Source organism: Methylocaldum sp. GT1TLB (assembly GCF_051027445.1).
In the GTDB taxonomy this organism is placed as follows: domain Bacteria; phylum Pseudomonadota; class Gammaproteobacteria; order Methylococcales; family Methylococcaceae; genus Methylocaldum.
In genome coordinates this window covers 2,329,290-2,350,000 of record NZ_CP194898.1, presented here as the reverse complement: position 1 = coordinate 2,350,000, position 20,711 = coordinate 2,329,290, and the positions used below count along the sequence as shown (strand labels likewise).

At 54.8% G+C, this 20,711-nt stretch carries 20 protein-coding genes and 2 rRNA genes (1 of these 22 only partly in view); 21 read left to right on the top strand and 1 reads right to left on the bottom strand.

Annotated features, from left to right (window positions below):
- The 8 genes from ACR2R1_RS10090 to ACR2R1_RS10055 form a co-directional block, all read left to right on the top strand.
- A 23S ribosomal RNA gene (locus ACR2R1_RS10090) occupies nucleotides 1-1,301 on the top strand; it begins 1,590 nt to the left of the window's first position.
- Nucleotides 1,302-1,395: 94 nt separating this feature from the next.
- Nucleotides 1,396-1,508 (top strand): 5S ribosomal RNA (gene rrf, locus ACR2R1_RS10085).
- Between the two features lie 167 nt (nucleotides 1,509-1,675).
- Nucleotides 1,676-2,314: an ABC transporter ATP-binding protein gene (locus ACR2R1_RS10080; protein ID WP_434113977.1), complete on the top strand. Its 639-nt coding sequence runs from the start codon at nucleotides 1,676-1,678 to the stop codon at nucleotides 2,312-2,314.
- The gene (locus tag ACR2R1_RS10075) at nucleotides 2,275-2,901 is read left to right on the top strand and encodes a hypothetical protein (RefSeq protein WP_434113974.1); all 627 of its coding nucleotides are present in this window, start codon (nucleotides 2,275-2,277) and stop codon (nucleotides 2,899-2,901) included. Before ACR2R1_RS10080 ends, ACR2R1_RS10075 begins: the two co-directional genes overlap by 40 nt.
- Before the next feature lie 79 nt (nucleotides 2,902-2,980).
- Nucleotides 2,981-6,883, top strand: coding sequence for an ATP-dependent RNA helicase HrpA (hrpA, locus tag ACR2R1_RS10070; RefSeq protein ID WP_434113971.1), 3,903 nt, complete (start codon nucleotides 2,981-2,983; stop codon nucleotides 6,881-6,883).
- Between the two features lie 172 nt (nucleotides 6,884-7,055).
- Nucleotides 7,056-8,252, top strand: coding sequence for a formate-dependent phosphoribosylglycinamide formyltransferase (gene purT, locus ACR2R1_RS10065; protein WP_434113969.1), 1,197 nt, complete (start codon nucleotides 7,056-7,058; stop codon nucleotides 8,250-8,252).
- 145 nt (nucleotides 8,253-8,397) lie between these two features.
- A complete protein-coding gene (locus tag ACR2R1_RS10060; protein ID WP_434113966.1) occupies nucleotides 8,398-9,012 on the top strand; it encodes a transglycosylase SLT domain-containing protein in 615 nt (204 codons plus the stop codon).
- The gene (locus ACR2R1_RS10055; protein WP_434113964.1) at nucleotides 9,012-9,881 is read left to right on the top strand and encodes an HDOD domain-containing protein; all 870 of its coding nucleotides are present in this window, start codon (nucleotides 9,012-9,014) and stop codon (nucleotides 9,879-9,881) included. The genes ACR2R1_RS10060 and ACR2R1_RS10055 overlap by 1 nt, the downstream gene beginning before the upstream one ends.
- A gap of 1 nt (nucleotide 9,882) precedes the next feature.
- Here the strand turns inward: ACR2R1_RS10055 and ACR2R1_RS10050 are convergent, their stop codons facing one another.
- On the bottom strand, nucleotides 9,883-10,461 hold the full coding sequence (locus ACR2R1_RS10050; RefSeq protein WP_434113961.1) for a Maf family protein: 579 nt from the start codon (nucleotides 10,459-10,461) through the stop codon (nucleotides 9,883-9,885).
- Nucleotides 10,462-10,515: 54 nt separating this feature from the next.
- Here ACR2R1_RS10050 and ACR2R1_RS10045 point away from each other — a divergent pair, with 54 nt between their 5' ends.
- The 13 genes from ACR2R1_RS10045 to ACR2R1_RS09985 all read left to right on the top strand — a co-directional run bounded on the left by ACR2R1_RS10045 (nucleotide 10,516) and on the right by ACR2R1_RS09985 (nucleotide 20,697).
- The gene (locus ACR2R1_RS10045) at nucleotides 10,516-11,052 is read left to right on the top strand and encodes a YceD family protein (RefSeq protein ID WP_434113959.1); all 537 of its coding nucleotides are present in this window, start codon (nucleotides 10,516-10,518) and stop codon (nucleotides 11,050-11,052) included.
- A 13-nt stretch (nucleotides 11,053-11,065) separates the two neighbouring features.
- Complete coding sequence (gene rpmF, locus ACR2R1_RS10040) at nucleotides 11,066-11,257, top strand: 50S ribosomal protein L32 (protein ID WP_434113956.1); 192 nt, start codon at nucleotides 11,066-11,068, stop codon at nucleotides 11,255-11,257.
- A gap of 95 nt (nucleotides 11,258-11,352) precedes the next feature.
- Nucleotides 11,353-12,381 carry a phosphate acyltransferase PlsX gene (gene plsX, locus ACR2R1_RS10035; protein ID WP_077729279.1) on the top strand — a complete coding sequence of 343 codons (1,029 nt, stop codon included), beginning with the start codon at nucleotides 11,353-11,355 and terminating at the stop codon, nucleotides 12,379-12,381.
- Nucleotides 12,378-13,343, top strand: coding sequence for a beta-ketoacyl-ACP synthase III (locus tag ACR2R1_RS10030; RefSeq protein WP_434113953.1), 966 nt, complete (start codon nucleotides 12,378-12,380; stop codon nucleotides 13,341-13,343). The genes plsX and ACR2R1_RS10030 overlap by 4 nt, the downstream gene beginning before the upstream one ends.
- Nucleotides 13,344-13,351: 8 nt before the next feature.
- Nucleotides 13,352-14,308, top strand: a complete 957-nt coding sequence (fabD, locus tag ACR2R1_RS10025; protein ID WP_434113950.1) for an ACP S-malonyltransferase — start codon at nucleotides 13,352-13,354, stop codon at nucleotides 14,306-14,308.
- Nucleotides 14,305-15,042 carry a 3-oxoacyl-ACP reductase FabG gene (gene fabG / locus ACR2R1_RS10020; RefSeq protein WP_434113947.1) on the top strand — a complete coding sequence of 246 codons (738 nt, stop codon included), beginning with the start codon at nucleotides 14,305-14,307 and terminating at the stop codon, nucleotides 15,040-15,042. The genes fabD and fabG overlap by 4 nt, the downstream gene beginning before the upstream one ends.
- A gap of 147 nt (nucleotides 15,043-15,189) precedes the next feature.
- Nucleotides 15,190-15,420 (top strand): acyl carrier protein, encoded by a 231-nt coding sequence (gene acpP, locus ACR2R1_RS10015; protein WP_026609307.1) that lies wholly within the window; start codon nucleotides 15,190-15,192, stop codon nucleotides 15,418-15,420.
- Nucleotides 15,421-15,503: 83 nt separating this feature from the next.
- A complete protein-coding gene (gene fabF, locus ACR2R1_RS10010; protein WP_434113944.1) occupies nucleotides 15,504-16,745 on the top strand; it encodes a beta-ketoacyl-ACP synthase II in 1,242 nt (413 codons plus the stop codon).
- 144 nt (nucleotides 16,746-16,889) lie between these two features.
- Nucleotides 16,890-17,765: an aminodeoxychorismate lyase gene (gene pabC, locus ACR2R1_RS10005; RefSeq protein ID WP_077729284.1), complete on the top strand. Its 876-nt coding sequence runs from the start codon at nucleotides 16,890-16,892 to the stop codon at nucleotides 17,763-17,765.
- The gene (gene mltG / locus ACR2R1_RS10000) at nucleotides 17,681-18,718 is read left to right on the top strand and encodes an endolytic transglycosylase MltG (protein ID WP_143735100.1); all 1,038 of its coding nucleotides are present in this window, start codon (nucleotides 17,681-17,683) and stop codon (nucleotides 18,716-18,718) included. Before pabC ends, mltG begins: the two co-directional genes overlap by 85 nt.
- Complete coding sequence (tmk, locus tag ACR2R1_RS09995) at nucleotides 18,711-19,331, top strand: dTMP kinase (protein ID WP_347257791.1); 621 nt, start codon at nucleotides 18,711-18,713, stop codon at nucleotides 19,329-19,331. Before mltG ends, tmk begins: the two co-directional genes overlap by 8 nt.
- Nucleotides 19,331-20,344, top strand: a complete 1,014-nt coding sequence (locus tag ACR2R1_RS09990; protein WP_434113939.1) for a DNA polymerase III subunit delta' — start codon at nucleotides 19,331-19,333, stop codon at nucleotides 20,342-20,344. The genes tmk and ACR2R1_RS09990 overlap by 1 nt, the downstream gene beginning before the upstream one ends.
- The gene (locus ACR2R1_RS09985) at nucleotides 20,341-20,697 is read left to right on the top strand and encodes a PilZ domain-containing protein (protein WP_077729288.1); all 357 of its coding nucleotides are present in this window, start codon (nucleotides 20,341-20,343) and stop codon (nucleotides 20,695-20,697) included. Before ACR2R1_RS09990 ends, ACR2R1_RS09985 begins: the two co-directional genes overlap by 4 nt.
- The last annotated feature ends 14 nt before the right edge of the window (nucleotides 20,698-20,711 follow it).

The following is a 20,711-nucleotide window of genomic DNA, read 5'->3' as shown; positions in this document are numbered from 1 at the left end:
TACCAAAACCGACACAGGTGGGCAGGATGAAAATTCTAAGGCGCTTGAGAGAACTCGGGTGAAGGAACTAGGCAAAATGGTACCGTAACTTCGGGAGAAGGTACGCCCCTGGTACGTGAAGTGACTTGCTCATGGAGCGGAAGGGGGTTGCAGTGAAACGGTGGCTGCGACTGTTTAATAAAAACACAGCACTCTGCAAACTCGAAAGAGGACGTATAGGGTGTGACGCCTGCCCGGTGCCGGAAGGTTAATTGATGGGGTCAGCGCAAGCGAAGCTCTTGATCGAAGCCCCGGTAAACGGCGGCCGTAACTATAACGGTCCTAAGGTAGCGAAATTCCTTGTCGGGTAAGTTCCGACCTGCACGAATGGCGTAACGATGGCCACACTGTCTCCACCCGAGACTCAGTGAAATTGAACTTGCTGTGAAGATGCAGTGTACCCGCGGCTAGACGGAAAGACCCCGTGAACCTTTACTACAGCTTTACACTGGACTTTGAATTCGCTTGTGTAGGATAGGTGGGAGGCTATGAAGCCGGGACGCCAGTTCCGGTGGAGCCAACCTTGAAATACCACCCTGGTGAATTTGGAGTTCTAACCCAGGTCCGTGATCCGGATCGGGGACCGTGTATGGTGGGTAGTTTGACTGGGGCGGTCTCCTCCCAAAGCGTAACGGAGGAGCACGAAGGTGCGCTCAGCACGGTCGGAAATCGTGCACAGAGTGTAAGGGCAAAAGCGCGCTTGACTGCGAGACAAACACGTCGAGCAGGTACGAAAGTAGGTCCTAGTGATCCGGTGGTTCTGTATGGAAGGGCCATCGCTCAACGGATAAAAGGTACTCCGGGGATAACAGGCTGATACCGCCCAAGAGTTCATATCGACGGCGGTGTTTGGCACCTCGATGTCGGCTCATCACATCCTGGGGCTGTAGCCGGTCCCAAGGGTATGGCTGTTCGCCATTTAAAGTGGTACGCGAGCTGGGTTTAGAACGTCGTGAGACAGTTCGGTCCCTATCTGCCGTGGGCGTTGGAGATTTGAGGGAAGTTGCTCCTAGTACGAGAGGACCGGAGTGAACGAACCTCTGGTGTTCCGGTTGTCACGCCAGTGGCACAGCCGGGTAGCTATGTTCGGACAGGATAACCGCTGAAAGCATCTAAGCGGGAAGCCCCTCCCAAGATGAGATCTCCCTGGGACTGCGAGTCCCCTGAAGGGCCCTGGAAGACCACCAGGTTGATAGGTGGGGTGTGGACGGTCAGTAATGGCTGAAGCTAACCCATACTAATGGCCCGTGAGGCTTGACCATATAACACCCAAACCGTTTGGGTGATGACACAAACGCCGTGTACGTTGTCCGAGTGAAGAGCTAAAAAATAAAAGCTCGACTCAAACCAGTTTTGCCTGGTGGCCAGAGCGAGCGGGAACCACCCGACCCCATCCCGACCTCGGAAGTGAAACCGCTCAGCGCCGATGATAGTGCAGATCCCTGTGCGAAAGTAGGTCACCGCCAGGCACCTCCTACCCAAAGCCCCGTCGCCTAAATGGCAACGGGGCTTTATTTTGTCCCGACCTGCCAATAGCAACCTCGAGCGCGATCCAAGTGTTTAGTCCGGTATAATTCGGCAATTACTGCCTCCCGGTCTTGTCCAGCTCAGAAATACTTTCCGGATAATTGGCTGCATGACCGTGATGCATATGTCCGATGCCGTTATTTTCGCCAGTCAGCTGACAAAGTCCTATGGAGGGATGAGTGTAGTCGACTATGTTTCCTTTTTGATCCCTCGCGGAGAGCTCTGTGGAATTCTAGGGCCTAACGGCGCCGGAAAAACGACGACTCCCAATATGCTAGTGGGTAATGTTCCTCCGACCGCCGGACGGCTGCGGGTCTTGGGGTTTTCAATTCCAGCTCGTGCCCGGCAAATGCGGCTCAGGATTGGTGTTGTGCCGCAAGAGGATAACCTCGATCCGGATTTTACAGTGATCGAGAACTTGAAGGTGTACGGTCAACATTTCGGTCTGAAGCGTGCCGAAATTAATGCGCGGATACCGTTTCTCCTGTCCTTGGCTGCACTTGAAGACAAGACACATTACCGAATCAACCAACTTTCGGGCGGGATAAGGCGGCGCCTATCCATTGCTCGGGTACTGATCAACCGGCCGGAACTTCTAATTCTTGATGAGCCCACCACCGGACTTGATCCTCAGATCCGCCAGAATATCTGGCAAATGTTGAGACGGCTTCAGAAAGACGGGCTGACGACGTACTCACGACACATTATATGGACGAGGCGGAGCGTCTCTGTAGCCGCATTATCTTGATGGATCACGGTCGGATTCTGACCGACCAAACGCCGGATCGCCTCATTCAGGAATGCATCGAACCAAGGATGTTGGAAGTTTATGGAGACGATGTTTTCTCGTGGCATCGCAGCCAGCCGTTGCAGGAGGGCATCCGTTTCGAGCAAGTCGGGGAGACTTTTTTCTGCTACGGCGAAAATCTGGAGCGTTTGGTTCGCTCTTTGGACGAAAGAGTAGGCATACGCTATTCCTATCGCCTATCAAATTTGGAAGATGTGTTTCTGAAGCTGACAGGGGGGAGTTACGAGATGATTGATGCGTTATGCCTCTGGGTTGCAGTATGGCGGCGCAACGCTCTGGTATGGCGCAAGCCGATACGTACCTCTTGGGATGATTCGCCGAACCAATATTTTATCTATTTGCGCTGGGATATGGTCTCGGGGCCTTTATCGGGGAAATTGAAGGATTATCGTGCCTGGCGTCCCCTTCAACACGTTGTTGAGATTATACGAACACTGCTATCCGGGCGAATTTCTCCAGACATTTTGAAACACTTGCTTATTCTGGCTGCTTATGCCGGGCTGGCAATAAACTATGCGATTTGGTGATTGCGGCGGCGCTTGCCGCTTTGATTAAAACAGTCGCCTCTTAACCACCGTGGAATCAAGCGTATTCATCAATCTCTCGATGCAGGAAATCTTCAAACAACTCGAACGGAACCTCGAACTTTGCCTTCGCAAGGATCGCTACCGCCTCGGAAAGAGGCTTTCACGTTTGCAGGCTGATATACGCCAAGACCAAGCCGCTACGGATCAGTTACAGGCACTTCAGGACTCGATTAACCAGTCCGTAGCACAAAGGCGGCTTCGAGCAGACGCCATTCCGGTACTTGATTATCCGCACGAACTTCCGGTTGTCGAACGAAAAGCCGAAATTCTCGAAAGCGTTCGTAATCATCAGGTCGTCGTCGTTTGCGGAGAAACGGGGTCGGGCAAAACGACCCAATTGCCGAAAATCTGTCTTGAGGCCGGCCGAGGCGTCTCCGGTTACATCGGTCACACCCAGCCTCGCCGCATCGCGGCCCGTACCGTTGCCGCTCGGATTGCCGAGGAGCTCAAACAGCCCTTGGGGCAGGCAGTCGGCTATAAGGTTCGATTCCAAGATCACACCCGGCCGGAAAGCTTGATCAAGCTGATGACCGACGGCATCCTGCTGGCCGAGACTCAGCACGATCGCTTTCTCGACCAGTACGACACCTTGATCGTCGACGAGGCTCACGAGCGGAGCCTCAATATCGATTTTCTGCTGGGCTATCTCAAGTGGCTGCTGCCCAAACGTCCGGACCTGAAGCTCATCATCACTTCCGCCACCATCGATCCAGAACGCTTCTCACAGCATTTTGGTCATGCGCCCATCATCAACGTCTCTGGTCGAACTTATCCGGTAGACATCCGTTATCGGCCGGTAGAAGTCGAGGAGGGCGACGAGACCGACCGAGCCGAGCAGACGGCTATACTCAACGCCGTGGACGAGCTGTGGCGGGAGCAGCCCGGGGATATTCTCATCTTCCTGAGCGGCGAGCGCGAAATTCGCGAAACCGCCGAGTCGCTGCGCAAACATCACCCGTCAAAATGTGAAATCCTGCCGCTGTACTCGCGTCTGTCCCAGTCCGAGCAGGAACGGGTGTTCAAGCCTTCGGGTACGCGTCGCATCGTGCTGGCGACGAATGTGGCGGAAACTTCGCTCACCGTGCCCGGCATCCGCTCGGTTATCGATACGGGCTACGCGCGCATTAGTCGGTACAGTCACCGCAGCAAGCTGCAGCGACTGCCGATCGAGAAAGTCTCTCGTGCTTCGGCCAACCAGCGATCCGGCCGTTGCGGACGGGTCGGTCCGGGGATAGCGATTCGGTTGTATTCCGAACAGGATTTTCTCAACCGGCCCGAATACACCGATCCGGAAATCCTCCGTACCAACTTGGCGGCGGTCATTCTGCAAATGCATGCCCTCAAGCTGGGAGATATATCCAAGTTCCCGTTTGTAGAACCGCCCGATTCGCGGTTGATCCGCGACGGCCTTCGAACTTTGCAAGAGGTCAACGCGCTGGACGAGCGCGGGCAGATCACGGATATCGGCCGCAAGCTCGCGAAGCTGCCCGTGGATCCCAAACTTGGGCGGATGCTGTTGGCCGGGGCGGACGAGCATTGCCTGAGCGAGATCGCAATCATCGTCGCTGCCCTGAGCGTGCCGGATCCCCGCGAGCGCCCCGCCGACCAGGCTTCGAATGCCGATCAGAAGCACGCCAAGTTCCGGGATGATGCGTCGGATTTCCTGTCCTTCCTGAAGTTATGGAACGAGTTCGAGGAACAGAAAAAGCATTTGTCGAAATCCAAGCTACGCCAATGGTGTCGGGACAACTTTCTGTCCTACGTGCGAATGACAGAATGGCACGATATCCACGCGCAAATCATGGAGGTGGTGAAGGGCGAGCTGGACTTGAAATTGAACCAGGCGCCGGGTGAATACGGCGAAATTCATAGGGCGCTGCTTTCGGGCCTGCTGTCCAACGTCTGTCTCAAGCAGGAGCAGAACGAATATGTCGCGACGAGGGGTACCAAGCTGTTCATCCACCCCGGCTCTTTTCTGTTCAAGGCCAAACCCAAATGGATCATATCGGCCGAGCAGGTGGAGACCACCAAAGTGTACGCCCGCACCGTGGCCAAGATCGAGCCGGAGTGGATCGAGAAGGTCGGCGCCCATCTCGTCAAGCAACAACACTACGATCCGCACTGGGAACGCAAGGCGGCACGCGCGGCGGTGCATGAGCGTACCACGCTGTTCGGACTCGTCATTCAGGCAGGACGCAAGATTCCGTACGAGAGGATCAATCCACAGGCGGCCCGTGAGATGTTCATCCGCCACGCCCTGGTGCATATGGATTACGACAGCAAGGCCCCGTTTTTCCTGCACAATCTGAAGCTTTTGGAAGAGGCTGATTATCTCCAGCACAAAGGCCGGCGAGCGGATTTGCTGGTGGACGAGGATTGGCTGTTCCGCTGGTTTGACGAGCGGATTCCGCAGGGCGTGGTTAACGGCGTCACCTTCGAGAGCTGGCGCAAAGCGGCGGAAGCTCGCAATTCCGACATTCTCAAACTCAGCCGGGCCGACATCACAGCCAAGGAAGACACTTCGCTGGATGCCCGGAATTTCCCCGATCACTTCCAGGTCGGCTCGTTGCGGTTTCAGTTGCAGTACCGATTCGAGCCGGGACACGAGGATGACGGTGTCACTGCAATCGTGCCGCTGCATCTTCTCAACCAACTCGATCCCGAGGCGTTCCGCTGGCTGGTACCGGGGCTTCTCCGGAAGAAGACCATTGCTCTCATCAAGTCCCTGCCCAAGACTTTGCGTATCCATTTCGTGCCCGCGCCGGACCACGCCGACTGGGTTTTGCCGATGCTGGACTACGGTCATGGTTCGTTCTACGCCCAGCTTTCGTCGGCATTGAAAAAGACCGGCGGTATCGCCGTATCGCCCGATTCTTTCCGAGAAGACGTGCTGCCGGCGCACCTTCGCATGAATTTCGCCGTGGTGGATGAATTCAATGCCGTCGTCGATCGTTCCCGCGACCTCAAGGAACTCAAGATCCGCCATTCCGCCGACGCCGGCAAGAACTTTCAGCAACTGGCTCGGCAGGCCTACCTACATACCGGCTGCAAAAGTTGGAGTTTCGGCGAGCTGCCTCAATGTTTCGCCGGACGGCACGACGGCCAAACGATCTATGGCTTTCCAGCGGTGGTCGACGAAGGGGAAGTAGTAGGTGTGTGGGTATTTGACACTCCGGAAGAAGCGGCCCGACAGCAGGAATTGGGACTCGCGCGCCTATTCCGCTTCGCTTTGGCCAAGGAGCTCAAATATTTAAAAAAGAATCTTGCAGTCAATGCCCAGGCGGAGTTTTTATACCGGCAGCTGCCCGTCCATCCGTTCCTCTATTCCGAATTGAAAACCGGGCGCGAGCTGCGCGAGGATCTTTTGGACCGGCTTATGGGGGCGTTGTTCTTGGAAGGGCAGCCAGATATCCGTAGCGCCGATCAATTCGAGAAGCGGCTTAGAGGTCAGAAAACTGAGCTGGTCCTAAAGGCGGACGAAATGGCGCGCATAGCTCAGACCGTGCTTCAACTATATGGCGAGGTGCAGGCCAAACTGAAGACTAGGCCGGCCAGTGCAGCCACGCAGGATATGCAGGAACAAGTGGGATTGCTTGTTTACGCGGGATTCTGGGTTACGACTCCATATGCGCAGATCAAGGAAATGCCTCGTTACCTCAAGGCGATATTGCATCGTCTGGAGAAATCCGCGCAAGACTCCGTTCGCGACCAGAAGCAGTACAATGAGCTTGCGCCCCTTTGGGCGCGCTATTGGAACGTCATCAAGGCAGCCAAAGGGCGTTTGCTTCCTGAGCGCGACGCCTATCGCTGGAGCTTGGAAGAGTTCCGCGTTTCGCTCTTCGCTCAGATGTTAAAGACGCCGTATCCCGTGTCCGCGAAGCGATTGGACGAGGCATGGAAACAGCTCGGGCCTCGGACGTGAGACCTTAGACCCGAAGTCGTTCGCGTTGGACTGGAATATCAGTCTCTTCGCGGGACATGCTGCATATCAGGCAAGGTGGATACGGTGCAGGTAAGAGGCTGTGATCTGAATGCCGGAGAATGGTCTTAATGAGTAAACGCATATGCAGCCTTTCCATCGAAAGGAGCCAATCATGAAAATAGGTACCGCACTGACACGTAGCGCCACGCGCGTCATGCTTCTGGGTAGCGGCGAACTCGGCAAGGAAGTCGCGATCGCTCTGCAACGCTACGGCGTCGAAGTCGTGGCCGTGGATCGTTATCCCAATGCGCCCGCCCAGCACGTGGCGCATTGTGCCCACATGATAGACATGACTGATGGAGAAGCTATAAAGCGACTAGTGGAAATGGAAAGACCGGACATCATCGTGCCGGAAATCGAGGCGATCGCCACGGACGCCTTGGCCGAGATTGAGCAGGCCGGTGCGGCGGTCGTGATTCCTACGGCACGCGCGGTCTGCTTGACTATGAATCGTGAGGGAATTCGCCGCCTTGCTGCGGAAGAGCTCGGTTTGCCCACCTCGCCCTATGCTTTTGCCGATTCTTTAGATTCGCTGAGGACAGCCGTTCAAACGATCGGCTATCCCTGCTTTGTCAAGCCCGTGATGTCTTCTTCGGGTAAAGGGCAATCGCTGCTGCGCAGCGAGGTCGATGTGGAAAAGGCTTGGGAATACGCGCAATCAGGAGGGCGAGTCAAGGATGCCAGAGTCATCGTAGAAGGCAAAATTGAATTCGATTACGAAATTACCTTGCTTACGGTGCGAGCCAGCGATGGCCACGGTGGAGAGGAGACTTATTTCTGCGAGCCTATCGGTCACCGGCAGGAACTTGGCGACTACGTAGAGAGTTGGCAGCCACAGCCCATGAGCGCAGTCGCTTTGACGGAGGCTAAACGCATCGCCACGGCGGTGACGGGGCGTCTCGGTGGGCGTGGTCTTTTCGGTGTGGAATTGTTCGTCAAAGGCGATCGGGTTTGGTTCAGCGAAGTCAGTCCGAGGCCTCATGACACGGGCATGGTTACCATGATCACCCAGGCGCAGAGCGAATTCGAGCTGCATGCCCGAGCCATACTGGGATTTCCCGTTTCGACCGGTCTCCGCAATCCGGGGGCCAGCGCTGTGATTTACGGCCAGATCGAAGGCGAGGGCATCGCATTCGAGGGAGTCGGCGATGCGCTTTCCGTTCCCGAAACCGAAATCCGGCTGTTCGGCAAGCCGATTTCATATCCGCGCCGCCGAGTCGGCGTGGCTTTAGCCGCAGGTAACTCCATCGAAGAAGCCCGAGAACGAGCAAAAAAAGCGGCAGGATTGATCAAGCCCTTGCCGGGTTGATGTCTTGCGGAGCGAAGCGGCTCGCAGGTTTACCGCCCTGACGTTTTGACGCGGTAGGGGCAATGGCCTTGCCGAGTTGCAAAAAAACAGATTCGTGCAAAACTTTCGTCTGTCGATAGGGTGACGATCAACAGGCGGAAGAACGATGATTAGACCATCAAAAATAAGACGCTCGTTGGCACTTTTTTTCTTTCTTTGTTCGGGTTCGGCCGCTGCGGATGTTTACAAATATGTGGATAGCGCCGGACATGTTTTTTATACGGACAATCCGAAACACTCGGGCTATCAGTTGATCATCAAGTCGCCTGCCGCATTTTCGCTCTCTCGGACCTCGAAAAAATGGCCGACCAGCTCCAGATTCTCCGATAAAAATCGTAGACAATTTGCGTCATTGATCGATGCGGCAGCCAGCAAGTACAGCCTTGATCCGGCATTGCTGCATGCCGTTATCCGTGCCGAGTCTTCCTATAACCCTGGAGCAATATCCAGCAAAGGCGCTGTCGGTCTGATGCAGCTCATGCCCGAAACGGCCGCTCGCTACGGTGTTCGTGATCGCTATGATCCGAGCGAAAACATAGAAGGAGGTGCAAGGTACCTAAGCGAGCTGATCGACATGTTTCAATCCGACGTTAGACTCGCCGTTGCGGCTTACAATGCCGGGGAAAACAACGTCATCAAATATGGAAATAAGGTGCCTCCCTTTCAAGAAACTCAGGCGTATGTGACCCGAGTCCTCAATTATTACAACCGATTGAATTGATGTTTGCAGCCGAAACGCCGGAAGCCCTCGTCATGGGGGCACCTCAATTGGTATCCCCGCCAGTCGCGGTGGCGCGGATTTCGACCGTTCTCGAACGTGAAGACTTCACGATCGGAGAGGTCGCCGAAGCGATTGGTCAGGATCCCGCACTTGCGGCGCGGTTGCTGAAAATCGTCAATAGCTCTTACTACGGATTGTCGGGGCGTATCGAGACCATTACTCGTGCGGTTGGAATGGTCGGTGCCGACGCACTGTATGGTTTGGCGCTGACAACCTCTGTCATTCATGGATTTCGCAACATCCCCGCTTGTCTGGTCAACATGAACGATTTTTGGTTGAACAGCCTCTATTGTGGCGTGATTGCGCGTCTGTTGGCCAAGGAAGCTTCCGTTTTGCACAGCGAACGCTTGTTTGTTGCCGGGCTGTTGCATCGTATCGGTGCGCTGATTATCTACATGCGCTTGCCGGATAAGGCGAGGGAAATTCTTTTGGTTGCGGCAGGTGACGATCGGTTGATTCCGGGGTTGGAAAAGGAGCTGCTCGGGTTTACCTACGCCGAGATCGGTGCGGCATTAGCCAAGGCGTGGAAAATGCCATCGGCCTTGCGGGAAGGGATTCGTTGGCATTTGGAGCCCGAACGGGCCGAGGACTATCGTTTGGAGGCCAGCCTGTTATACCTCGCCAATCAACTGAAAACTGTGTCATTACTCGGCTTTCCGATCCAAGATGTGCTTAGAGCGATTCCCGATGAAGTCGCCTCTGCTATACGTTTGGACGAGACCCAAATAATAAATGTGATGTCCAAGGCAACCGAGAAACTCAGCGATACCGCTGCCGTGTTCATGCCTGATGTTTACGTGCGCCATTGATTCAGATTACCTGAACCCCGAAGCTTTCCAGTAGGCGGGCTAGCCTGATCAGTGGAAGCCCAACCAGTGCGTTGGGGTCTTCGCCTTCGAACCTTTCAAACAGCACGATGCCCAAGCCTTCGGACTTGAATCCTCCAGCACAATCGAAAGGCTGTTCTCGATCTACATAACGTTCGATTTCCTTGTCACTCAGTTCTCGAAAGTGAACCAAGCAGCGGTCGATTTCGGCTTTCATATCTCCCGTGGCGGTGTTTAGGACGCATACAGCGGTGTAAAACACAACGCATCGGCCGGAAGCCGCACGAAGTTGCCGGATAGCGTTATCGCGGGTCATCGGTTTGACCAACTGTTTTCCGCATAGAACGGCTACTTGATCGGAGCCGATTATCAGGGCGTTGGGAAAACTAGGCGCCGCGGCAGCGGCTTTTTCCTGCGCTAGCCGCAGTGCTTGGCAATCCGGCTTTTCGTCGACTTTGGGCGTTTCGCTAATCCCAGGAGAGATCGAATCAAACTCAAGTCCCAGCTTTTTCAATAGCTCTTGGCGATAGGTCGAGCTGGATGCCAGAACAATTTTTGTCATGCGGTTGGATTTGAGTGAAGATTTGATGGGTCAAAAAGAGTTAAAGAAGCGATTTTGACAGCTTTTGACATTTCTCGATATCATTGCACGATTATGCTTGACCGTTTGCCGGATTTGATAGATCCATTAGAGTTCGCGGAAAAGAAGCGACGGATCGTCGGATCGATGCCTTTGAACACCATTTCTCGTATACAGGATATGGTGCTGAATGGTGAAGCTGAGGCGAAAGTCGATCTTGAATTTAAGAAAGAAGGCCGGCGTGTAATCGTTTCTGGTTGGGTGGAGGCCGATCTTAAGCTGGAGTGCCAATGTTGCTTGGGGCCTCTGGACTGGCCGGTGCACAGCGAAGTACACCTCGGCGTCGTCAGCTCCATTGATGAGGGAAATCTACTGCCCGAAACGCTTGAGCCTTTGCTTCTTGACGAAACGGGTGTGATTGATCTGGCGGATATAGTGGCGGATGAATTGCTGCTGGCAATTCCGTCAATTCCCCAGCATTCCCATTGTGCTTCGCCTAAGACAGAAACTACTAATGTGGATTCCCGCGAGAATCCTTTCGCCGTTTTGGCGCAACTGAAAACTATTCGATAATAGGAGCTTTTAAATGGCCGTACAGCAAAATCGTAAGACACGTTCCAAGCGGGGTATGCGTCGTTCGCACGATGCTTTGACAGCAAATGCGCTTTCCATTGAGCCTACCACGGGTGAAACCCATCTTCGGCATCACGTCAGCCCGGACGGGTATTATCGCGGGCGTAAGGTGATTGCGAGCAAAGAAGAATCTAGCGAAGAGTAGCTTTGATATTTGGATTGACTTCGGGAGCCGAAATCGATGCGGCTCCTTATCGTTGTTTCTGCTGAGTTTGCCGCTCGATTGACTAAACAAGAACTATGATTAAGAAGCCGACCATCGCTTTGGATGCCATGGGCGGCGATCACGGTCCCGCCGTGATCGTTCCGGCGGCTCTGGACAGTGCCGAAAGCAATCCTCACTTAAATTTGATTCTTGTAGGTGATGAAGCCGTATTGCGCCATCATCTGGGATCAGCGTTAGCACGCCTCGGTGACCGAATTCGCATTCATCACGCGTCTGAAACGGTGGAAATGCATGAGTCCCCGGCGAAGGCTCTCCGCGGCAAGAAGGATTCATCCATGCGAGTTGCCGTTGACTTGGTCAAGGAAGGCGTTGCCGATGCCTGTGTCAGTGCCGGAAATACCGGTGCGTTGATGGCGATCGCGAAATTCGTTCTCAAGACGATACCTGGGATCGATCGTCCGGCCATCATCTCTGCTGTTCCCTCCATGGGAGGACATACCCATGTGCTGGATCTCGGGGCAAATGTGGATTGTTCGGCCGAGCACCTCTATCAATTCGCCGTAATGGGCTACGAGCTCGTGCGCGCGGTCGAGGATAAAGATCATCCGCGGGTGGGATTGCTGAATATCGGCGAAGAAGAAATCAAGGGCAACGAGCAGGTTAAGGAGGCCGCAAAACTATTGGCTGGTGCCCACATCAATTTTATCGGCTACGTCGAAGGGAACGATCTCTACTCGGGTAACGTGGATATCGTCGTCACCGACGGCTTTGTCGGCAACGTGGCGCTCAAAACCAGCGAGGGTCTCGCCAAAATGATCAATCATTCAATCAAACAGGCATTCGGCAGGAATTTTTTTACCAAATTGGCCGGATTAGCGGCTATGCCGGTACTCCATTCCTTTAAGAAGCAATTCGATCATCGGCGCTACAATGGAGCCTCCCTCTTGGGGTTGCGCGGCATCGTAATCAAGAGTCATGGTAATGCCGACCGTTTGGCTTTCGCGAATGCCATCGGCATTGCGGTGAAGGAGATTGAAAAGGCTGTTCCGACTCGCATCGGCGAGCGCATAGCGGAGATTTTCGCCGAGAGGAAGACCGCGTGAGACGGTACGCTCGGATTCTCGGAACCGGTGGCTATCTCCCCGAAACCATTCTCACCAACGAACAGATCGCTCAAACCGTCGATACATCGGATGCATGGATCATCGAACGGACCGGTATTCGCGAGCGCCGCATCGCAGGAAAACATGAAACAGCCTCCAGCATGGCGGAGCGCGCTGCTCTTCAGGCTTTGGAATCGGCAGAAATCGAACCGGGAACGATCGATCTCATCATCGTCGCAACTTGTACGCCAGATCGAGTTTTTCCCAGTACCGCTTGCCTGTTGCAACAGAGGTTAAATATCCGGGATTGCGCTGCATTCGACGTTCAGGCAGCATGCTCCGGCTTTATCTACGCGCTCAGTATCGCTGACCAGTATGTCAGGGCAGGCGCCGCCCGTCGGGTTCTCGTCGTAGGCAGCGAGGTAACCTCGCGGATCGTCGACTGGTCGGATCGTGCAACCTGCATTCTTTTCGGCGACGGTGCCGGGGCTGTCGTGCTGGAAGTGGCGGATGAGCCTGGAATCCTGAGCACACATATTCATTCCGATGGGCAATATCAGGATTTGCTGTACGTCCCCAACCCTAACGGTGCGGGGAGCGGTGAAGGCGACGAGCGATTCTTGAAGATGCAGGGTAACGAGGTATTCAAGATTGCCGTCAATACTCTGGGACGCATCGTGGACGAGACCTTGGCCGCTAACAATCTGCAGAAATCGGATATCCACTGGTTAGTCCCCCATCAAGCCAATATACGCATCATCGCCGCTACGGCAAAAAAACTGCATATGCCCATGGACCGCGTGGTGATGACCATCGAAAAACAAGGAAATACATCCGCAGCTTCCGTGCCGCTCGCTTTGAACGAAGCAATTCGCGACGGTCGAATTCAGCGAGGCCATATGGTTTTGATGGAAGCTTTCGGTGGTGGTTTCGCTTGGGGCTCGGCCCTAATCCGGTACTAGGGGAGTTTATGTCTACGAATCTCGTCGACGAAGGTTTGGCGTTTCTTTTCCCGGGGCAAGGCTCCCAGTCCGTTGGGATGTTGTCGAAGCTAGCCGAGGTCCATACCGAAGTTGCGTCGACCTTTCAGGCCGCTTCAGAAGTGCTTGGCTACGATCTCTGGGATTTAGTGCGGAACGGTCCCGAAGAAAGACTTAATCTGACGCAGTGTACCCAGCCGGCTATGCTGGCTGCTGACGTTGCTGCCTGGCGAGTTTGGTCCAAACGGACTTCGGTAAGACCGGGCTGGATGGCCGGCCATAGCTTGGGCGAATATGCGGCATTGGTGTGTTCCGGCGCTTTGGTTTTCGAGGATGCAGTTCGGCTTGTGGCCGAGCGCGGACGATTGATGCAGGAAGCGGTGCCTCCCGAAACCGGGGCGATGGCAGCTATTTTGGGATTGAACGACACCCAGGTCGTTGAGGTTTGCAGCAGAGCATCGACCGAAACTGAGATTGTCAAACCGGCCAATTTCAACGCTCCTGGGCAAATCGTGATTGCCGGTCACAGGGTTGCCGTGGAGCGGGCAGTTGAACTAGGCAAAGCGGAGGGCGCCAAGCGGGCCGTTCTGTTGCCGGTCAGCGTGCCGTCCCATTGTCCGTTAATGAGAAGCGCCGCTGAGAAATTTCGGGAAATGCTGTCCGACATAGCGGTAAAAATCCCTCCGATTGGAGTGCTGCATAACGTCGATGTTGCCTCCCATTCGGCTCCCGATGTGATTCGGGCCGTCTTGGAAAAGCAACTGTACAGCCCGGTTCGTTGGACCGATTCCATTCTGTTCATGTCTCAGCAGGGCGTCAGCCGGTTTGTCGAATGTGGTCCCGGTCGAGTTCTGACCGGTTTGAACAAGCGAATCGTCCCGGCGTGCAGAACCGAAGCGGTTTTTGATCCGGATTCCTTAATTAGAGCGTTGGAGCTTGTTCAATGATGTCTAAAGTCGCTGTTGTAACCGGGGCCAGTCGCGGGATCGGGCGTGCTATAGCTCTGCGTCTGGCGAAGGATGATCATACCGTCATAGGTACGGCGACCACCGAGTCGGGGGCCAACGCCATCTCGGCGGCTTTGGCCGAAGGCGGATTTCGCGGCAAGGGCATGGTACTGGACGTGGCCGAGGCCGATTCGGTTGAGCGATTCTTCAAATCTGTGAACGAAGAGTTCGGCGCCCCGCTCATTTTGGTCAATAACGCCGGAATAACGCGAGACAACCTGCTGATGCGGATGAAAGACGAGGAATGGGATGACATCATCCGGACCAATCTGTCATCCGTTTACTGTATGTGTAAAGCCGGTTTGCGTGGAATGATGAAAGCCCGAGAGGGACGCATGATCAACATTACCTCCGTCGTCGGAGCGATGGGAAATGCAGGACAAACCAATTATGCGGCCGCCAAGGCCGGTATCATCGGTTTTACCAAATCGCTCGCGAGAGAAGTTGGGTCACGGAATATCACCGTCAACGCCGTGGCGCCGGGATTCATCGATACCGACATGACGCGCGCGCTGCCTGAGGAAAGCCGTAAAGCGTTGCTGGATAACATCCCCTTGGCGCGATTAGGATCTGCGGATGAGGTGGCAGGCGTGGTGGCCTTTCTATGTTCGGATGACGCTGCTTACATCACCGGCGAAACCATACATGTCAACGGCGGCATGCACATGGCATGATCTCATGCATTTCCGGGACGCGTGCTTTCGCTAATGAATTGAGCGACCGACGTTTTCTTTTTAGAGAAAAGTCTTGTATTCACCCGGTTTCAAATTAAAATTTCCCGACTCACTAAAACCAGAGAAAACAGCTGAGGATATAAAACGATGAGTGATGTAGCAGAGCGTGTTAAGAAGATCGTGGCTGAGCAATTGGGCGTGAAAGAAGAAGTCTCCAATGAAGCTTCTTTCGTCGACGACCTCGGCGCCGATTCCTTGGACACGGTCGAACTGGTGATGGCCCTGGAAGAAGAATTTGAGTGTGAGATTCCCGACGAAGACGCGGAGAAGATCACCACTGTCCAGCAAGCGATAGACTACATCGAAAGCCACATCTGATTTGATCCTGCCGCCCCGCAAGGTTTTCGGCTTGGCGGGGCAGGATTGTCTTTGTCAATTTACACCCCGCTAAGGAATAAAGATTGAGTAGAAGGCGCGTGGTCGTTACCGGATTGGGCGCAGTATCGCCGGTCGGGTTAACGGTGACTGATTCCTGGGGAAACGTGCTTGACGGCAAAAGCGGCATCGCGCCCATCGAGCATTTCGACGTTTCCGATTTCTCGACCCGTTTTGGCGGGAGTATCAGGGGATTCGATATCGCCCGATATATTCCCGAAAAAGAAGCCAAAAAAATGGATGTTTTCATCCATTACGGGCTTGCGGCAGGCTGCGATGCGTTCGAAGACTCTGGGCTGGACGTAACCGAAGAAAATTCCGAACGGATCGGCGTGGCCATCGGTTCCGGCATCGGCGGTATCACGGGAATCGAGAGCGGACATAGCGCCTTTTTGAGAGGCGGACCGCGGAAAATTTCACCGTTCTTCGTGCCCAGCAACATCATCAACATGATATCGGGCAATGTATCCATCAAGTACGGATTGAAAGGCCCCAACTTCGCTATCGTTACCGCATGTACGACAGGCACTCATAATATCGGTGAGGCCGCCCGCGTGATTCAATACGGCGATGCTGATGTCATGATTGCCGGCGGTGCCGAAATGGCGACTTCGCCGACTTCCTTGGGAGGATTTGCGTCAGCACGGGCCTTGTCCCGCCGCAATGACGATCCGGTGCACGCCAGTCGTCCTTGGGACAAAGACCGGGATGGCTTCGTATTGAGCGACGGTGCGGGGATCTTGGTGTTGGAGGAATTGGAACACGCCAAGCGGCGTGGTGCCAGGATTTATGCCGAACTGATCGGTTACGGCATGAGCGCCGATGCCTATCACATGACTCAGCCGCCGGAAGGTGGCGAGGGGGCGGCACGTTGCATGCGAAACGCGCTGAGGGACGCAGGCATCAACGCCGATCAAGTCGATTACATCAATGCTCATGGAACATCGACTCCAGCCGGGGATATCGCGGAAACCAGGGCGATCAAGACCGTGCTTGGAAATCATGCCTACAGTACTCCGATCAGCTCGACGAAATCCATGACCGGCCATATGCTGGGTGCTGCCGGTGGCATCGAGGCGATATTCTCGGTACTGGCGCTCAGAGATCAAGTCATTCCTCCAACCATCAATCTAGACAATCCGGACCCGGAATGCGATCTCGATTATGTTCCCCACACCGCGCGTGAGGCAAGGTTGGACATCGTCATGTCCAACTCTTTCGGCTTCGGTGGAACGAACGGCACTTTGATTTTCAAGAAGTACAACTAATTTCCGTTTGATAGCTCCAACTCTTCGTCAATAAAGGCTTAGAGTTGGACGTTCATATAGGCACGCATCAGCGTGCTTTTTGTTATCTTAAGACCAGGTTTTTTTGGGTTGGCCGATTAAGATGATGATGTGGGTTCGGCGTGTATGACGGCTCTAGTGAACGGCCAACCGACACGTTGTGTGGATTTGGCAGACCGTGGCTTCCAATACGGAGACGGGACATTCACCACGATTGCCGTCCGTCAAGGAGTCCCTTTGTTTTGGGCTTTGCACCTGGCTCGTCTGGAGCGCGACTGCCAAAGACTTCTCATTTCTTTTCCCGGGAGCGAATGTTTAGAGCCCGATGTACGGACACTCTGCATGACGCAGCTGGAAGGGGTGTTGAAGATACAAATCAGCCGAGGTATCGGAGGCCGCGGTTACCGACTGCCGCAACCGCAGCGGGTGACTCGGGTCCTGAGCATGCACCCCCTGCCCGAATATCCGCCCGAATTATGGAAAGTCGGTGTCGAGATACGGGTTTGCGGGAGCCGGTTGGGTATCAACCCCCGGCTGGCCGGCATCAAACACATGAATCGTCTGGAACAAATCCTTGCTCGTGCGGAGTGGGCTGCCGACGAGATTCGGGAAGGCATCATGCTGGATGCCGAGGGCTATGTCACCGAAGGCACGATGAGCAATGTTTTTCTGGTTAAGGACGGCACTCTGCACACGCCGAAAATCGACCGCTGCGGCGTCGCCGGGGTCATGCGTGGCATAACGATCGCGACGGCTCAGGAGAACGGGGTCGACTTCGTAGAGTCACGGGTTACGCTTGAGGAACTTTACGCTGCCGACGAGGTATTTTTAACAAACTGCGTAATTGGACTATGGCCCGTTCGCCGATGCGAGCATCGAACATATGGTATTGGGCCGATTACAGAAGAGATTGATCGATGGCTAAGGACGAAGGCGGAAAGCGAGTTGGCCGCAGCGTGCAACGGGCGATCGGGATTATCGTCATCGCTGCCAGTTTCCTGATCGGATGGTTGTGGATGGACTATCGAGCAGCGCTGGATAGGCCGCTAGGACTCGAGAGTCCAGCTTATTTCGAGATTGCTAAGGGCGACAGCCTGGCCCGCATAACAGCCAGACTTAAAGAGCAGGGAATTGTATCTAGCCCGGTATGGTTCAGATTTCGGGCCTATCTGGACGGTTCGGCCAGACATTTGAAGTATGGCGAGTACGAAATCCCGCCGGGGACGACGCTTCGGGAGCTACTGGCGCTGTTCGTCTCGGGCAAGGTCCGCCAGTACCCGATTACGCTTGTGGAAGGCTGGACATTCCGGCAAATTTTGAGCGCATTGGATCAAAGTCCCCCCCTAAAGAAACGTGCAACGGGTAAATCTCCCCAAGAGATCATGCAAATCATCGGGGCGCCCGATGAGCATCCGGAGGGACGTTTCTATCCGGACACTTATTTCGTGACCAAGGGCACCTCGGATATCGAGGTTCTCAAGCGGGCTTATCGAAAAATGCAGGGAGTACTGAACGAAGAATGGGCCAATCGTGCCGAAGGGACTACCTATGGTACGCCCTACGAATCATTGATCGTGGCTTCGATTGTGGAGAAGGAAACGGCCCGTTCGGATGAGCGTCCTCTTATTGCCGGCGTATTCACTCGACGTCTGGCCAAAGGTATGTTGCTGCAAACGGATCCGACGATCATTTATGGTCTGGGTGACAGCTTCACTGGAAATATCCGGAAGGAAGACTTGCTGAAAGATACGCCTTACAACACCTATGTTCGTTCGGGATTGCCGCCGACCCCCATCGCCAATCCGGGGCGCGATTCGATCCGCGCGGCCTTGCATCCCGCTGCGGGGGAGAGTTTGTATTTCGTCGCCCGCGGAGACGGCACTCACGTTTTTTCCGATAGTCTGGAAGAACATCGGCGCGCGGTCGAACAATTCCAAATGCGGCGACATGACTAGAGGAAAATTCATCACCCTCGAAGGCGGGGAGGGCGTAGGCAAAACCACCAATCTGGAGTTCATCCGAGATTATCTGCAAAGGCGTGGAATTAGATTTCTCGTGACCCGCGAACCTGGCGGCACCCCTATAGGTGAAGCCATCCGCCGGCTGGTGATCGATTCTCAAGGGATGTCGGCTCGGACTGAACTCTTGCTGATGTTCGCCGCCCGCGCCCAGCACATCGAAGAAATCATCGAGCCCGCTTTGGCCAAAGGCATCTGGATCGTTTGCGATCGGTTCACCGATGCTAGTTATGCGTACCAGGGCGGTGGGCGCGGCATCGATAACGCGGTCATTCGATTTCTTCAAGAATGGTTGCAGAAAGGGCTGGAACCCGATCTCACCCTTTTGTTCGACGCTCCCGTGGAAGTCGGCCTCCAACGGGCTAAAGGCAGAGGCCAACTGGACCGTTTCGAAACCGAACTGCCGGCTTTCTTTTCCCGGGTCAGGGAAACGTATTGCGATTTGGCCAGACAATGGCCTCACCGCATCAAGCTACTCGACGCGACTCAGCCGCTCGAGGACGTGCAGGCGGAAATCGCAAGGCATTTGGATTCTTTGCGTCAGACCTGATGGGAACGGCGTCCAGCGGCATTCTCTATCCGTGGCTCGATGAGCCATGGCAAAAGCTGAACGCTTATCTGGCTTCTCAGAGGCTGCCACAGGCTCTCTTGATTCACGGTGTTGACGGGATCGGGAAAACGTATCTGGCCGAGACTTTCGCCCAAAAGCTGCTTTGCAAGCACCCGGAAATCTTTGCCTGCGGCGATTGTGCCGGGTGCCGGTTGTTTCTAGCCGGAACCCACCCGGACTTCCTGAGGATAGAGCCTGCAGAGCGGGGAAAGCCTATCGCTGTGGACACGGTTCGGCACTTGATCGCGAACCTTTCGCTCAAGCCGCAGTACGGCGGCTACCGCATAGTCGTGTTTTGCGCGGCGCATCAATTGAACATCAGTGCAGCCAATGCCCTCCTGAAAACCTTGGAGGAACCGGGTGAAAATACGGTAATGCTATTGCTGACCGATATGCCTTCCGCCCTGCCGGCGACTATTTTCAGTCGTTGTCAGCGTTTGCCGATCGCGCTTCCGGACGATGCGGTCGCCGCTCGATGGCTGGAGGAGCAAGGAACCGGCGAAGCTACAGCCGTGTTGCTGGCCACTGCGAGGCATGCTCCATTAAAGGCGTTGGCGTTGGCCGAGTCAGACGTCGTGGAGCGCCGGAGGACGGCGTTTTCGGAGTACGTTGATGTGGCTTTGCGACGTCAAGAGCCAATAACTCTCGCGGAACGGTGGTCGACCTTGGCTTATGAGGATTTGGTCGACTGGATGGTTTCATGGACTATCGACTTAATCCGTCTCCGCAGCGTGCCGGACTCTCCGCGTTTGGATAACCCGGATTTGCGTCAGGGCTTGCAGGCCTTGGTCCGTCGACTACACTTGAAGAGCTTGTTCGGATTCCTCGACTTATTGCTGCAAGCAAAACGCGCGCTGAACGGTCAAGTCAACCGCCAGTTGCTTTTGGAGGAGCTTTTGATTCATTGGGCGCAACTCGGACAGTCGCCGCAAGCGGACTGGGACCTATCATGAGTGCAAGCGAAAACAAGGTACGCCAAGGCATTCTGTCTCTAACGATTCGGGATAAAAATGTTCTGTACTCCGCCTATATGCCGTTCGTCAAGAACGGTGGGCTGTTCATTCCGACGAACCGCAGCTACAGTCTGGGCGAAGAAGTATTCATGTTGCTGAATCTTATGGATGAACCCGAACGGATTCCGGTAGCCGGAAAGATTATCTGGATTACCCCTAACGGTGCGGAGGGTTCTCGCGCCGCGGGTATCGGCGTGCAATTCAGCGACGAGGACGGCGGGGCTACCCGTGCCCGAATCGAAAACTACCTGGCCGGCAGCCTCGAGTCGCAGCGGCCGACACATACGATGTAACTGCTGACGAACGA